Below are 14,942 nucleotides of genomic sequence, written 5' to 3' on the forward strand. Positions count from 1 at the left end.
TTCTCGCAACAGCGTCGCCCGACCGCACCCAAAGCAACAATCTATCTGAGAGCAGCCACTGGCACTCGCTTGCGAGTGGACTGCAGGCGCCGGGCGACCGTAACCATCCGGAGAACCCAGTGCTTTTGTCTCTACAGGGAACATTCCCGCCCGCCATCCTGGCGCTCGCAGACGGCACGGTCTTTATCGGCAATTCGATTGGTGCCACCGGCACCACGGTCGGCGAAGTGGTGTTCAACACCGCTATCACTGGCTACCAGGAAATCCTCACCGACCCCAGCTATTGCCAGCAGATCGTCACGTTGACGTATCCGCACATCGGCAACTATGGCGTCAATGCGGAAGACATCGAAGCCGGCAAAGTCCATGCTGCAGGCCTGATCATCAAAGACCTGCCCCTTGTGGCCAGCAACTTCCGCATGACGGAAACGCTCTCGCGGTATCTGATTCGCGAGAAAACCGTGGCCATCGCCAATATTGACACCCGCAAGCTGACTCGCCTGCTGCGCACCAAGGGTGCCCAGAATGGTGCCATTGTGGGCCTGGCCGAAGGGCAGGCGGTCACGCAGACGCTCATCGATGAGGCCATCGCCAAGGCCAAGGCGGCGCCCAACATGGCCGGCCTTGATCTGGCCAAAGTGGTGAGCACGGCATCGCGCTACGAGTGGACGCAGACCGAGTGGAAATTGGGCTCGGGGTATGGCACCCAGCAGGCGCCGCGTTTTCACGTGGTGGCTTATGACTTCGGCGTGAAGTTGAACATCCTTCGCATGCTTGCAGAACGCGGTTGCAAGCTTACGGTGGTGCCCGCCCAGACTCCTGCATCGGAAGTGCTTGCCATGAAGCCCGACGGCGTGTTCCTGTCCAACGGTCCGGGCGACCCGGAACCTTGCGACTACGCCGTCACGGCGGTGCAACAGATCATTGAAGCCGGTGTGCCGACCTTCGGTATTTGTCTGGGCCATCAGATCATGGCTCTGGCATCCGGCGCCAAGACCTTCAAGATGGACAACAGCCACCACGGCGCCAACCATCCGGTCAAGGACCTGGACAACGGCCGTGTCAGCATCACCAGCCAGAACCACGGTTTCGCCGTAGAGATGGCATCGCTGCCCGCCACGCTGCGCCCCACGCATATCAGCCTGTTTGACGGCACGCTGCAAGGGCTGGAACGCACCGACAAGCCTGCGTTCTGCTTCCAGGGGCACCCTGAAGCATCGCCCGGACCACACGACATCGCCTACCTGTTTGACCGCTTCACCGCGCTGATGGAGAAGAAGTAATGCCAAAGCGCACCGACCTCAAATCGATCCTCATCATCGGCGCCGGCCCGATCATCATCGGCCAGGCCTGCGAGTTCGACTATTCCGGCGTGCAGGCCTGCAAGGCCCTGCGCGAAGAGGGCTACAAGGTCATCCTGATCAACAGCAACCCTGCCACGATCATGACCGACCCGGCCACGGCCGACGTTACCTACATCGAGCCCATCACCTGGCAGACGGTCGAGAAGATCATCGCCAAGGAGCGCCCCGACGCGATCCTGCCCACCATGGGTGGCCAGACCGCGCTCAATTGCGCGCTGGACCTCTGGCACAACGGCGTGCTGGACAAGTACAAGGTTGAGCTCATCGGCGCCACACCAGAGGCCATCGACAAGGCAGAAGACCGCCTGAAGTTCAAGGACGCCATGACCAAGATCGGTCTGGGTTCCGCGCGCTCAGGGATCGCCCACAGCATGGACGAAGCCTGGGCTGTGCAAAAGAGCGTGGGCTTCCCTACGGTGATCCGCCCCAGCTTCACGCTGGGCGGCACGGGTGGCGGTATCGCTTACAACCCTGAAGAGTTCGAAACCATCTGCAAGCGCGGCCTGGAAGCCTCACCCACCAACGAGCTGCTGATCGAAGAGTCGCTGCTCGGCTGGAAAGAGTACGAGATGGAAGTGGTCCGCGACAAGGCGGACAACTGCATCATCATCTGCTCCATCGAGAACCTGGACCCGATGGGCGTGCACACCGGTGACTCGATCACCGTGGCCCCCGCGCAGACGCTGACCGACAAGGAATACCAGATCATGCGCAACGCCTCGCTGGCGGTGCTGCGCGAGATCGGTGTGGACACGGGCGGCTCCAACGTACAGTTTTCGATCAATCCCCAGGACGGCCGCATGGTCGTGATCGAGATGAATCCGCGTGTGTCGCGCTCCTCGGCGCTGGCCTCCAAGGCCACGGGTTTCCCCATCGCCAAGGTCGCCGCCAAGCTGGCCGTGGGCTACACGCTCGACGAGCTGCGCAACGAGATCACGGGCGGCGTCACGCCCGCCTCGTTTGAGCCGTCCATCGACTACGTGGTCACCAAGATCCCGCGCTTTGCGTTCGAAAAATTCCCCACGGCCGATAGCCGCCTGACCACGCAGATGAAGTCGGTGGGTGAGGTCATGGCCATGGGTCGCACCTTTCAGGAGTCCTTCCAGAAAGCCCTGCGCGGCCTGGAAGTGGGCGTGGATGGTATGAACGAAAAGACCCAGGACCGCGAAGTGCTCGAAAAGGAACTGGGCGAGCCCGGCCCCGAGCGCATCTGGTACGTGGGTGATGCCTTCGCCATGGGCCTGTCGGTCGACGAAGTCTTCGACCTCACCAAGATCGACAAGTGGTTCCTGGTGCAGATCGAGCAGATCGTGAAGATCGAGCTCGACATCGACAAGCTGGTGGCCGAAAAGGGCGAGGGTGCCCTCGCGGCGCTCGACGCGGGCACGCTGCTCACGCTCAAGCAAAAAGGTTTCTCCGACCGCCGTCTGGCCAAGCTGCTCAAGACCTCCGAAAAGGCGGTGCGCGACGCACGCCGCGCGCTGAACGTGCGCCCGGTGTACAAGCGCGTGGACACCTGCGCTGCCGAGTTCGCCACCAACACGGCCTATCTGTACTCCACGTACGAGGCTGCCACGCACGGCGGCGTCGCGGAATGCGAGTCGGAGCCCACCAGCAACAAGAAGATCATGGTGCTGGGCGGTGGCCCTAACCGCATCGGGCAGGGCATCGAGTTTGACTACTGCTGTGTGCATGCGGCCCTCGCCATGCGCGAGGACGGCTACGAGACCATCATGGTCAACTGCAACCCCGAGACGGTTTCCACCGACTACGACACCTCCGACCGCCTGTACTTCGAACCCGTCACGCTCGAAGACGTGCTGGAGATCGTAGACAAGGAAAAACCGGTCGGCGTGATCGTGCAGTACGGCGGCCAGACACCCCTGAAGCTCGCCCTGGGCCTCGAGGCCGAAGGCGTGCCCATCATCGGCACCAGCCCCGACATGATCGATGCGGCCGAAGACCGCGAGCGCTTCCAGAAGCTGCTGGGTGAGTTGGGCCTGCGCCAGCCACCCAACGCCACGGCCCGCACTGAGCCCGAGGCCCTGGAAAAGGCCGCCGCTCTGGGCTACCCCCTGGTGGTGCGCCCCAGCTACGTGCTGGGCGGCCGTGCAATGGAAATCGTGCACGAGCAGCGCGACCTGGAGCGCTACATGCGCGAAGCCGTCAAGGTGAGCAACGATTCGCCCGTGCTGCTGGACCGTTTCCTCTCCAATGCGATCGAGTGCGACGTGGACTGCGTGCGTGATTCTTCAGGCGTCACTTTCATTGGTGGCGTGATGGAGCACATCGAGCAGGCTGGCGTGCACAGCGGCGACTCGGCCTGCTCATTGCCCCCGTACTACCTATCGCAGCCCACCATTGACGAGATCAAACGCCAGACCGCAGCCATGGCCAATGGCTTGAGCGTGGTCGGCCTGATGAATGTGCAGTTCGCCATCCAGGAAGTCGACGGCAAGGACGTGATCTACGTACTTGAAGTAAACCCACGCGCCTCGCGCACGGTGCCGTTCGTGAGCAAGGCCACCGGCATCCAGCTGGCCAAGGTGGCAGCGCGCTGCATGGCTGGCCAGACCCTGGCCTCGCAAGGCATCACCAAGGAGGTGACGCCCCCGTACTTCAGCGTGAAGGAAGCCGTATTCCCGTTCGTCAAGTTCCCGGGCGTGGACACGATTCTTGGTCCTGAGATGAAATCCACCGGCGAAGTGATGGGCGTGGGCAAGACTTTCGGCGAAGCGTTCGTGAAGAGCCAATTGGGCGCGGGCACCAAGCTGCCTACATCCGGCCGTGTGTTCCTCACCGTGAAAAACAGCGACAAGCCCCGCGCGGTGGATATCGCTCGTCAGCTGGTGGCGTTGGGTTTTGACCTGGTGGCGACCAAGGGCACGGCGGCTGCTATTGCCGATGCGGGTGTGCCAGTTGCGGTGGTGAACAAGGTGACCGAAGGCCGTCCGCACATCGTCGACATGATCAAGAACAACGAGATCGTGATGGTGATCAATACGGTGGAAGAGCGCCGCAATGCGATTGCCGATTCGCGGGCGATTCGCACATCGTCATTGCTTGCCCGTGTCACCACTTTCACCACCATTTTTGGTGCGGAAGCGGCTGTTGAAGGCATGAAGTACATCGATAAACTGGATGTGTATTCGGTGCAGGAACTTCACGCCCAACTGGTGGCCTGAGCGCCGGTAAAACCGGCATAATCAGCTCCTGAACAGACACCGCCGCGCGGCAACGTGCGGCGGTTTCCTTTTATAGACTGGCCACGCACGCAGCCCCAGCCGGCGTGTGATGTGGCAAACGACCGGTGGAAGTGCTTTGCACTTTCACCGTTTTGACTTGTGGAGACTCAACAACATGGCCACCATTCCGATTACCAAGCGCGGCGCCGAAAAGCTCAAGGAAGAGCTTCATCGACTCAAGACCGTGGAGCGTCCCTCCGTGATCACTGCCATTGCCGAGGCGCGGGCGCAGGGTGACCTGAGCGAGAACGCCGATTACGAGGCAGCCAAAGATCGCCAGGGCTTTATTGAAGGCCGTATTCAGGAGATCGAGGGCAAATTGTCGGTGGCGCAGGTCATCGACCCCAGTGGCGTGGATGGTGGCGGTAAGGTCGTTTTTGGCGCGACGGTCGAACTCGAAGACGAAGAGTCCGGCGATGTGGTTCGGTACCAAATCGTGGGCGAAGACGAAGCTGATCTGAAACAGGGGCTGATCAATATCTCCAGCCCCATCGCGCGTGCGCTGATTGGCAAAGAAGAGGGTGACACCGCCGAGGTGCAGGCGCCCGGTGGCATCCGTCGATACGACGTGGTAGCCGTCAGCTACCAGTAAACACCCCACAAGGCATGCGTGCTCGTTTTCCTGCCCTGGTTGCTGCCTTGTGGTGGGGGAGCCTGACCACCATAGGCTTTCTTGCTGTCCCCATGCTTTTTGCCAACCTGCCGTCGCCAGCCATGGCTGGTGCGATGGCCGCAAAACTGTTTGCGGCGCAGACTTGGGTTGCCGTAGTGTGTTGTGTTGTACTGCTACTGGTTTCAAGGCCAAAAGGCGCTGTAGTGCAATACCAATGGGCGCAAGCAGCTATGCTTTTTATAGTGGGTGGCATGCTGCTGGCATTGTTGAATCAGTTTGGCGTGGCCCCCCGCATCGTGGCCCGCCAGGACCTGCGTTTATGGCACGGCGTGGGCACGGCCATGTATGCATTGCAGTGGTGCTGCGCGCTGTGGGTGTTGTGGCACACCTTGGCACAGGGCTCCGCCAATGTGCCGCTGCAGGAGCTTTCACGGAGTGACTAACCCTGAGCCTGTATGCACCCGGCGTGGCCGCCTTGCATAGGGTGGGTAGGTTGGGGCTGACCATGCCAGTGCCCCTATCGCCCCTATCCAGAGGCTCATCAACCTAGGCTTGGGTTTGGGTGCGCGTTATTCGTGCCAATGTTCCGCCACCCATTGAGCGGGACGGATATAGCGAAAACGTCGGTTGCGCCGGCCGGCCAGTGCGTCGGGTGGGTTGCATTCCCCGTGGAAAATCACGATCCGTGCACCCGCCGGCACAAAGGGCGCTCGCCAATAATTGGTGGGCCAGGAAGGAATGCCGTGGTACTTGAAACTGGGGCACCATGGCGCAGGCCAGTACGCCAGCTTGCCTTGTTGGTGCAGAAAGTCAGAGAGGTAGGCCTGTTCGTTGCGAAAGCGGCTGCGAATCTCGTCAAAGTGATTGCGAAAGTAGTCCAGCACATCGGGATGTGCACCGAGTTCGAAGCGATACACCGATGAATTGCCCGTGATGCGCCAAGGTCGTTTGTAGTCGTGGATGATCAGGAAGTCGCCCGGCTGTGTGAAAAAGTCATCCAGCGGGCCGGTAACCACCACATCCACATCAAGAAACAGGGCCGTGCCACGCAGGCCATACAGATCCGCGCTGAAAGTGGCCAGTTTGGTCCAGCCTCTTTCCGGAATATTCGCAGGCAGGTCCAGTGCCGGGATTGGAAAGCACTGCACCTCACTGCGGATGCCCGAGCGGTCATCGGTCAGGCAGACAAAGTTGAAGTCGCCACTCAAATGGCGACGCACCATCGCGTAGAGACGATTGACATACTCGGGGCCGTATTTCGAGCCCCATTTCATGCAGAGGATGTGCCGGGTGCTCGCCACAGCAGGAGAAGATTTTTCTGCCGTGGAGCCCATCAGTCTGCCTGGCGCTTCTTGATGGATTTTTGTTTGGGTTTGGCGCGCTTGATCTGCCCGCCTGACGTGAGGCGCTGGTTGCCGAGCACGCGCAGTTGCTTGATTTCAGGGCGCTGGCCGCCACGTTTGCTGTACTTGAGCACCTTGACATCGCGAGGGCCTGGCATGCGGTCTTCGTCGATAGTGCGCTCTTTGAGGGGTTGAGGGCGCCACAGCACCAGCAGCTTGCCAATGTGTTGGATGGGGGCTGCGTTGAGCTCTGCCGTGATTTGCTGGTACATCAGCTCGCGCGCAGCACGGTCGTCATTGAAGACGCGTACTTTGATCAGCCCGTGGGCGTTCAGCGCGGCGTCAATTTCCTTTTGGACGGCAGGAGTGAGACCGTCGCCACCGATCAGAACCACAGGGTCCAGGTGATGGGCATTGGCGCGTTGTTCCCGGCGCTCTGCGGGAGTCAGTTGAATTTGGGGCATGGGCCGTATTATCGAGGCAGGAAGAAAAAAGTAATGAAAGTCAAAACGCAAAGCAAGAAGGTCAATAAAGCGTGGTTGAACGACCACGTCAATGACACCTACGTCAAATTAGCCCACAAGGAGGGTTATCGCGCCCGTGCAGCTTACAAACTCAAGGAGATTGACGAGCAACTGGGGTTGATCAAGCCGGGCTATACCGTAGTGGATCTTGGGTCCACACCGGGAGCATGGAGCCAGTATCTGCGGCGACGCATGTCACCGACTGGGGCGGCTGCAGGACAGCTCAATGGAACCATCATCGCATTGGATGTTCTGCCCATGGAACCCATCGAAGGTGTGATGTATTTGAACGGCGATTTTAGAGAGGCCGATGTGCTGGATCGTCTGAAGCAGGCCCTTGCTGGGCGTGTGGTGGATGTGGTGGTGTCCGACATGGCGCCCAATTTGTCGGGCATCGAGTCTGCGGATACGGCTCGTATTGCGCATCTTGTGGAATTGGCGGTGGATTTTGCGGCCACGCACCTTAAACCGGACGGGGCACTGGTCGTCAAGTTGTTTCATGGCAGTGGCTACAGTGATTTGGTGACGCTTTTCAAGCAGACATTCAAGATCGTCAAGCCCATCAAGCCCAAGGCTTCTCGTGACAAGTCGTCGGAAACGTTTCTAGTGGGCATGGGGCTAAAAAAGACTGCTTGATCCAGCGCAATTCGAGGGCCAAATCTGTGATTTGTTGCCCTGAAGTCCGTGCTGATTCAAGGGGCGTATGGGGGAATAAGCGTGGCCCCGTGGCTTGAAAGACCTAAAATAGAGCGCATATGGGTGCCATGACGGCAGTGTGTCCGTTTTCTGTTTTCCGCAACTGGAGCTCCGCTTGAACAATCAGTGGTTTTCAAAAATTGCCGTTTGGCTTGTCATCGCCATGGTGTTGTTCACTGTGTTCAAACAGTTCGACACCCGTAGCGGTGCCAGCGCTGGGCATGTCGGATATTCCGAATTTCTTGATGAAGTGCGCAACAACCGCATCAAAAGCGCCACGATTCCAGAGGGACTGAGTGGCGGTGAAATTGTTGCCACCACCACGGATGATCGCAAGATCCGCACGAACGCGTCGGTGCTGGATCGCGGTCTTGTGGGTGACCTTCTCAATCACAATGTGAAGTTTGACGTCAAACCCCGTGAAGAAGGTTCTCTGCTCATGACCTTGCTGGTCAGCTGGGGCCCCATGCTTTTGCTGATCGGGGTGTGGGTTTATTTCATGCGCCAGATGCAAGGCGGTGGCAAAGGTGGTGCCTTCAGCTTTGGCAAGAGCAAGGCTCGCATGCTCGATGAGAACACCAACCAGGTCACTTTTGCCGACGTTGCCGGCTGCGACGAAGCCAAGGAAGAAGTCAAGGAAGTGGTGGATTTTTTGAAAGATCCACAGAAATTCCAAAAGCTGGGTGGCCGTATCCCCCGTGGCCTGCTGCTGGTGGGCCCTCCAGGTACCGGCAAGACCCTGCTGGCCAAATCCATTGCGGGCGAAGCCAAGGTGCCGTTTTTCAGCATCTCGGGTTCTGACTTTGTAGAAATGTTTGTTGGCGTGGGCGCGGCACGTGTGCGCGACATGTTCGAGAACGCCAAGAAGAATGCACCTTGCATCATCTTCATTGACGAAATCGACGCTGTGGGCCGTCAGCGTGGTGCAGGCCTGGGCGGTGGCAATGACGAACGCGAACAAACCTTGAACCAGATGCTGGTCGAGATGGACGGCTTCGAAACCAACCTGGGTGTGATCGTGGTGGCAGCTACCAACCGCCCGGACATTCTGGATGCGGCTTTGCTGCGCCCTGGTCGTTTCGACCGCCAGGTGTACGTAACGCTGCCCGACATCCGCGGCCGTGAGCAGATTCTCAACGTCCACATGCGCAAGATTCCGGTCGGTCAGGATGTGGCTCCGGCCATCATCGCACGCGGCACGCCTGGTATGTCGGGTGCTGACCTGGCCAATCTCTGCAATGAAGCCGCACTGATGGCTGCGCGCCGTAACGCCCGCATGGTCGATATGCAGGACTTCGAAAAAGCCAAAGACAAGATCCTCATGGGCCCAGAGCGCAAAAGCATGGTCATGCCCGAAGAAGAACGCCGCAACACGGCATACCACGAGTCTGGCCATGCGCTGATTGGCAAGCTTCTGCCCAAGTGTGACCCTGTTCACAAGGTCACCATCATTCCCCGTGGCCGAGCTCTCGGTGTGACGATGAGCCTGCCTGCGCAAGATCGATACAGCTACGATCGCGAGTACATGCTCAACCAGATCAGCATGCTGTTTGGCGGCCGCATTGCGGAAGAAGTGTTCATGAATCAGATGACCACAGGCGCTAGCAATGACTTTGAACGAGCCACACACATAGCGCGTGACATGGTTACCCGCTATGGCATGACTGCGGCGCTGGGTCCCATGGTGTATGCGGAAAACGAGGGTGAGGTTTTCCTGGGCCGTTCTGTCACCAAAACGACGAACATGAGCGAACAGACGATGGAGAAGGTCGATGGAGAGGTGCGGCGCATCATCGATGAGCAATATGACCTCGCCCGCCGTTTGATCGAAGAAAACAGCGACAAAATGCATGCGATGGCCAAGGCCTTGCTCGAATGGGAGACCATTGATTCCGAGCAGCTTGACGACATCATGGCTGGCAAGGCGCCGCGCCCTCCGAAGGACTGGGTTCCTCGCACGCCGCCCTCGTCGGGTGGCGACAATTCCAGCGGTGGTACCCCCGCTGTGGCCACGGATGTGGCCCCCACGGTGGCTTGAGGGTAAACAGGTCGATTGATGCACATGCTTCATCGGCCATTACGCAACCTCCGCACCACCTAGCCATCACCCAGCCGTTACAACGGGGCCTTGTGCCCCGTTTTTCACGCCTGCCAATTTCATTTCTTTTTTATCGATGGTGCTGCCAGTGGTCCCCCATCTCTTCATCTCGACAGCTTCATGATCTGGCAAACGTCCCGCTTCTCGATCGACCTGGGGTCGCCCCGCGTTATGGGCATTGTGAACGTCACGCCAGATTCTTTTTCTGACGGCGGGCGTCATGGTTCGCTGGCTGGGGCCTTGAGGCACTGCGAGCAGCTCCTCAAAGAGGGGGCTCATATCCTGGATGTCGGAGGCGAGTCCACGCGGCCTGGCAGCCCTCCGGTGCCGCTTGATGAGGAGCTAGCCCGCGTAGTCCCACTGGTGCGCGATGCCGTTTCACTGGGCGTCCCTATTTCGGTGGACACTTACAAACCCGAAGTCATGCAAGCGGTATTGGATCTGGGCGCCGATATCGTCAATGACATCTGGGCATTGCGGCAACCAGGGGCCGCCGCAGTGGTAGCAGGGCACCCGCGTTGTGGCGTGTGCCTGATGCACATGCATGGTGAGCCGCTGACCATGCAGACAGCTCTCATGAATGGCGATATAGGGCCGCAGGTGCTCTCATTTTTAGAGCATTCAGCGCTTTCTATACAAGCGCTAGGGGTCGAAAAGAATCGTATTGTTCTTGACCCCGGAGTTGGCTTTGGAAAAACGGTACCGCAGAATTTTTCATTGCTCGCAAATCAATCGATGCTGTTGGCTGGGGGCTACCCACTGCTGGTGGGGTGGTCGCGCAAGTCATCATTGGGTGCCGTGACAGGCCTCGACGTGGAGCACCGCATGGTGCCCAGTGTGGCCGCCGCCATGTTGGCCGTAGAACGGGGCGCGTCAGTGGTTCGAGTGCACGACGTCCGCGAAACGGTGGCTGCATTGGCAGTGTGGAGCGCCGCGCAAGCCGGTAGCTGACACATCAAGATCTGCCGGTGGGTGAACCCCATGAAGTGGTTTGATCGTCAGCCAGTCACAATCCACCATCAAAAAAATGTCCATTCGAGGAGATCTCATCACATGACACGGCAATACTTTGGAACGGACGGTATCCGTGGCACGGTGGGGCAACCACCGATCACACCAGATTTCGTATTGCGGCTGGCCCATGCAGTGGGTCGTGTGCTCCGTCAGACTGAAGAGCGCCCCACGGTGCTGATTGGCAAGGACACGCGTATTTCTGGCTACATGCTCGAAAGTGCACTGGAGTCCGGTTTCAACTCTGCGGGGGTGGACGTAGTGCTTCTGGGGCCTTTGCCCACGCCTGGTGTCGCGTATCTGACCCGCGCCCAGCGCGCGAGCCTGGGTGTTGTGATCAGTGCGAGCCACAACCCTTACCCTGACAACGGGATCAAGTTTTTCAGCGCGCAGGGCACGAAACTTTCGGATGCGTGGGAGCAGGCGGTGGAAGCCGAGTTGCGTGAGGCGCCTGTGTGGGCGGACTCTGCCAGCCTGGGCAAGGCGCGGCGGCTTGAGGATGCGGCTGGACGATACATTGAGTTTTGCAAAAGCACCTTTCCTCATGACCTGACCCTCAAAGGGCTGAAGATTGTGGTGGATGCAGCCCACGGTGCCGCGTATCAGGTGGCGCCCAAAGTTTTTCATGAGCTGGGTGCCGAGGTGCTGTCGATTGGCTGCGCCCCGGATGGACTCAACATCAACCATGAAGTGGGTGCGACGCACCCCGATGCCCTTGTGCGCACTGTGCGTGCCAATCACGCGGACTACGGCATTGCCCTCGATGGCGATGCCGACCGCTTGCAGATTGTGGATGCCACGGGGCGGCTGTACAACGGTGACGAGCTTTTGTACCTCATGGCGTCAGACCGGATGAGTCGGGATGAACATGTGCCGGGTGTTGTTGGCACACTGATGACGAACATGGCGGTGGAAGTGGCGTTGCAGGCGCGTGGTGTGAAATTTGTACGCGCCAAGGTTGGTGATCGCTATGTGCTTGAAGAGCTGGAACGTCACCACTGGGTGCTCGGTGGTGAGGGCTCGGGGCATTTGCTGGCACTCGACCGCCACACGACGGGGGATGGGCTGGTGAGCGCCCTTCAGGTGTTGCAAGCCTGCGTGCGCAGCGACAGCACGCTGTCTCAGTTGCTGGCCGATATCACCTTGTATCCACAGGTGCTGCTCAATGTTCGATTGGCGCCGGGCCAGGACTGGAAGTCGAACACACTGCTTGCGCAGACGACACAGGCCGTCGAACAACAGTTGGGGGCTTCTGGGCGGGTGCTGATTCGGGCCAGCGGTACCGAGCCTTTGCTGCGTGTGATGGTGGAAGCGCGCGATGCACAACTGGCCAGTTCGTGTGCCCAACGGCTGGCTGACGCGGCGCGCGCCGGATGATTTCTTGATTCCGAGGGCTGGCTACACAGGGCTCTGAGCATGGATGCCTTGGGCTGCGCGCTCATATCGGCGCCAGTGGCTCGGCGCCGGCTGGGCGCCCGGCTCTCGGTCAGTCACCGTGCTGCCAGTTCGCCTGCCTGCTGAGGCATTGCGGTCAACCGAGGTGCTGGCGCAAGAATGTTTCAAACTCGGTCGCTGGCAACGGCTTGCTGAAGTGATAGCCCTGCGCTTCATCACACCCCTGCTCGCGCAGGAACGCGAGTTGGGATGGTGTTTCCACGCCCTCCGCGGTGGTGCGAATGCCCAGCGTCTGCGCCATGCGAATGATGGCGCTCACGATGGCGCGGTCATTGCTGTCCTTGCCCAAATCACGCACGAACGATTGGTCAATCTTGAGCTTGAAGATCTGAAACCGCTTGAGCTGACTCAGCGAGGAATAGCCGGTACCAAAGTCGTCTATCGCCATGCGAACACCCCGCGCGTGCAGTTGGTCCATGGTGGCCACGGCCGTATGTGGGTCGTCAACGGCAACACCCTCAGTCAGTTCAAGTTCCAGCGAAACGGGCGGTAGATCAAGCGCTGCCAGTATTTGGCTGACCAGCTCCGGCAATCGGGGCTGGCGAAACTGAATGGCCGAGAGGTTCACCGCCATGGTGAGCCCTTTGAATTCCCCATCTCGCCAGGCCTTCAGTTGTGTCAGTGCCGTGCGCAGAACCCATTCTCCAATCTGCAGAATCTGCCCGCTGTCTTCGGCAATGGGAATGAATTCCGCCGGAGAGATGGCTCCCAACTGCGGGTGCTGCCATCGCAGCAGCACTTCAGCACTTTGCACCGTGTTGGTGGCAAGGTGCACCTGGGGTTGGTAGAGCAGGTGGAACTGATTGCGCTCCAGCGCGCGACGCAGTGCATTCTCCAGTTGCAACGCACGCACCGATTCGGCTTGCATTTGGGGCGTGAAAAACCGAAAGGTGTTGCGGCCATCAAGTTTTGCGCGGTACATCGCGACGTCGGCAGACTGGGTCAGCGTTTCAAAGTCCGTGCCATCCTGTGGAAACAGTGCCACCCCCATGGATGGCGCCATGGTCAGCTCATGGTGATCGATCTGATAGTGCTGGCGTGACGCCTCCTGCAGCTTGCCTGCCACCCGTGCAGCGCCATGTGCATTTGCTCCTGGCAAAAGCAAAATGAATTCGTCGCCGCCCAGTCGTGAGACGGTGTCCTTGTCGCGCACAACGGCGCGCAGTCGCCGCGCAATCTCTACGAGCAGTGCGTCACCGACGCTGTGGCCCAGCGAGTCATTCACATGTTTGAAATGATCCAGGTCCAGGAAAATCACTGCCAAAGGCGTGTTGTTTGTCTGGGCCAGTCGTATGGCCTCGTTCGCACGTTCCGCCAGCAGCGTGCGATTGGGCAGGCCGGTGAGAGCGTCGTAATGGGCCAGCCAATAAATGCGCTCCTGATCTGCTCGGCGATCATGGATCTCTCGGTGCAGGTTGGCCACCGTTTCACGCAATTCCTGGGTGCGGTCGTGCACCCGTTGCTCCAGCTCCTCATGGACGCGCGAGAGCGCAGCCTGCGCCTGCTTGCGGTCGGTGATGTTCAGCGTGATCCATACCGAGCCCTGCGAGGGGTCCGTCGGGTTGATGGATTTGCTACGCACATCACAAATGACGGCGCTGCCATCCTTGTGGCGCAGTTCGACTTCACCCTCGTAGGCATGGCCCATCGTCAGCGGTGGGTAGCAACGACGACCTGCTTCCTCCCAGGCTGCATCGCTGGCATACCAGCGGCGCGACGAGCAGCCCGTCAGTTCGCCGGGCACATAACCGAGCATTTGCTCAAAGTGGCTATTGCAGCGTGTTAACTGGCGGTCACGCAAAAAAGCGATGCCGACCATCGCGCAGTCAAACAGCAACTGCTTTTCATGCTCTGCAACGCTGAGCGCCGCGTGAGCACGCTTTTGCTCGTCAATGTCATCCACGGTCCAGATCGATCCTTCGGCGGTGTCGCGCGGATTGATAAGCCGCCCGGTCAGGTGGCCCCAGAACAGTGCGCCATCACGGCGGCACAAGAGGCGCTCAGTGCGAAAAGACTGTCCCTGGCGCAGCACTGGATACGCTATTCGGCCCAGCTCCCGAAATGCGCTGCGGCTGGGGTAGAAGGTCTCCGTATTGGTTCCGATCAATTGATCGGCATCGGGGTAGCCAAAGATTTCTGCGTATCGCTGGTTGCAGCGCACGACGCTGCGCTGCCGCAGAAAAACAATCCCCACGCCTGCGCTCTCTAGCAGGGTTTGCTGTTCACGCAGGGCGCGTTGAAGTGCGGATTCGGGTGAGGATCGCGGACGTTCCAAATCCGGAGCGCTAGACAGCGGGTACATAGAGACCAGTGCGGCGTAATGGCCAGACGGCCTCGGTGAGTTGTACCAAAGTGTAGCAGTGCGAAGAGGCTGACCAGCGTTGCGGCACGGGCGTCCACACCGTGGCCCCCTGCGGCCCACGCCGGTTTGCAGCGGCTGCCGGGCATGCGGGAAGGCGGACCCGCGCATCTCGCGTGTTCAGATTGGCCGTAGCGGCCTCTGTGGGCATTCGGTAGGCATCCTATCGATCGGACGCTTGCTGGGCACGCGTGGCGTCATCTATTCGACATGTTTTCGACACGACGGCGTCAT

11 protein-coding genes are annotated in these 14,942 nt (G+C 59.7%); 8 read left to right on the forward strand and 3 right to left on the reverse strand.

The window, feature by feature from the left end; translation table 11 throughout:
* Positions 1–119: 119 nt before the first annotated feature.
* The 4 genes from carA to KI609_RS08880 all read left to right on the forward strand — a co-directional run bounded on the left by carA (position 120) and on the right by KI609_RS08880 (position 5,665).
* Positions 120–1,283, forward strand: coding sequence for a glutamine-hydrolyzing carbamoyl-phosphate synthase small subunit (gene carA, locus KI609_RS08865; RefSeq protein WP_226449183.1), 1,164 nt, complete (start codon positions 120–122; stop codon positions 1,281–1,283).
* Entirely contained in the window at positions 1,283–4,549 is a 3,267-nt protein-coding gene (gene carB / locus KI609_RS08870) for a carbamoyl-phosphate synthase large subunit (RefSeq protein WP_226449184.1), read from the forward strand. Before carA ends, carB begins: the two co-directional genes overlap by 1 nt.
* 175 nt (positions 4,550–4,724) lie before the next feature.
* A complete protein-coding gene (gene greA / locus KI609_RS08875; protein WP_226449185.1) occupies positions 4,725–5,201 on the forward strand; it encodes a transcription elongation factor GreA in 477 nt (158 codons plus the stop codon).
* Between the two features lie 14 nt (positions 5,202–5,215).
* Positions 5,216–5,665, forward strand: a complete 450-nt coding sequence (locus KI609_RS08880) for a DUF4149 domain-containing protein (protein ID WP_226449186.1) — start codon at positions 5,216–5,218, stop codon at positions 5,663–5,665.
* A 126-nt stretch (positions 5,666–5,791) separates the two neighbouring features.
* Here the strand turns inward: KI609_RS08880 and KI609_RS08885 are convergent, their stop codons facing one another.
* The gene (locus KI609_RS08885; RefSeq protein ID WP_226449187.1) at positions 5,792–6,556 is read right to left on the reverse strand and encodes a glycosyltransferase; all 765 of its coding nucleotides are present in this window, start codon (positions 6,554–6,556) and stop codon (positions 5,792–5,794) included.
* Positions 6,556–7,029: a YhbY family RNA-binding protein gene (locus KI609_RS08890; protein ID WP_226449188.1), complete on the reverse strand. Its 474-nt coding sequence runs from the start codon at positions 7,027–7,029 to the stop codon at positions 6,556–6,558. Before KI609_RS08890 ends, KI609_RS08885 begins: the two co-directional genes overlap by 1 nt.
* 33 nt (positions 7,030–7,062) lie before the next feature.
* On the opposite strand from KI609_RS08890, the gene KI609_RS08895 reads away from it, so the two are divergent.
* The 4 genes from KI609_RS08895 (at position 7,063) to glmM (ending at position 12,271) form a co-directional block, all read left to right on the forward strand.
* Positions 7,063–7,725, forward strand: a complete 663-nt coding sequence (locus tag KI609_RS08895; RefSeq protein ID WP_226449189.1) for an RlmE family RNA methyltransferase — start codon at positions 7,063–7,065, stop codon at positions 7,723–7,725.
* Positions 7,726–7,900: 175 nt separating this feature from the next.
* On the forward strand, positions 7,901–9,823 hold the full coding sequence (gene ftsH, locus KI609_RS08900; RefSeq protein WP_226449191.1) for an ATP-dependent zinc metalloprotease FtsH: 1,923 nt from the start codon (positions 7,901–7,903) through the stop codon (positions 9,821–9,823).
* Between the two features lie 180 nt (positions 9,824–10,003).
* Complete coding sequence (gene folP, locus KI609_RS08905; RefSeq protein ID WP_226449194.1) at positions 10,004–10,834, forward strand: dihydropteroate synthase; 831 nt, start codon at positions 10,004–10,006, stop codon at positions 10,832–10,834.
* Between the two features lie 102 nt (positions 10,835–10,936).
* The gene (gene glmM, locus KI609_RS08910; protein WP_226449196.1) at positions 10,937–12,271 is read left to right on the forward strand and encodes a phosphoglucosamine mutase; all 1,335 of its coding nucleotides are present in this window, start codon (positions 10,937–10,939) and stop codon (positions 12,269–12,271) included.
* Positions 12,272–12,425: 154 nt separating this feature from the next.
* Here glmM and KI609_RS08915 read toward each other — a convergent pair whose 3' ends face one another.
* On the reverse strand, positions 12,426–14,651 hold the full coding sequence (locus KI609_RS08915) for a bifunctional diguanylate cyclase/phosphodiesterase (RefSeq protein WP_226449198.1): 2,226 nt from the start codon (positions 14,649–14,651) through the stop codon (positions 12,426–12,428).
* Positions 14,652–14,942 lie beyond the last annotated feature (291 nt).

The organism is Acidovorax radicis, assembly GCF_020510705.1.
In the GTDB taxonomy this organism is placed as follows: Bacteria; Pseudomonadota; Gammaproteobacteria; order Burkholderiales; family Burkholderiaceae_C; genus Acidovorax; species Acidovorax radicis_A.

Excerpts from the sequence above, each read along its gene's own strand:
- carB (WP_226449184.1), top strand. The coding sequence starts at position 1,283 with ATGCCAAAGCGCACCGACCTCAAATCGATCCTCATCATCGGCGCCGGC.
- greA (WP_226449185.1), top strand. The coding sequence starts at position 4,725 with ATGGCCACCATTCCGATTACCAAGCGCGGCGCCGAAAAGCTCAAGGAA.
- KI609_RS08880 (WP_226449186.1), top strand. The coding sequence starts at position 5,216 with ATGCGTGCTCGTTTTCCTGCCCTGGTTGCTGCCTTGTGGTGGGGGAGC.
- KI609_RS08885 (WP_226449187.1), bottom strand. The coding sequence starts at position 6,556 with ATGGGCTCCACGGCAGAAAAATCTTCTCCTGCTGTGGCGAGCACCCGG.
- KI609_RS08890 (WP_226449188.1), bottom strand. The coding sequence starts at position 7,029 with ATGCCCCAAATTCAACTGACTCCCGCAGAGCGCCGGGAACAACGCGCC.
- KI609_RS08895 (WP_226449189.1), top strand. The coding sequence starts at position 7,063 with ATGAAAGTCAAAACGCAAAGCAAGAAGGTCAATAAAGCGTGGTTGAAC.
- folP (WP_226449194.1), top strand. The coding sequence starts at position 10,004 with ATGATCTGGCAAACGTCCCGCTTCTCGATCGACCTGGGGTCGCCCCGC.
- glmM (WP_226449196.1), top strand. The coding sequence starts at position 10,937 with ATGACACGGCAATACTTTGGAACGGACGGTATCCGTGGCACGGTGGGG.
- KI609_RS08915 (WP_226449198.1), bottom strand. The coding sequence starts at position 14,651 with ATGTACCCGCTGTCTAGCGCTCCGGATTTGGAACGTCCGCGATCCTCA.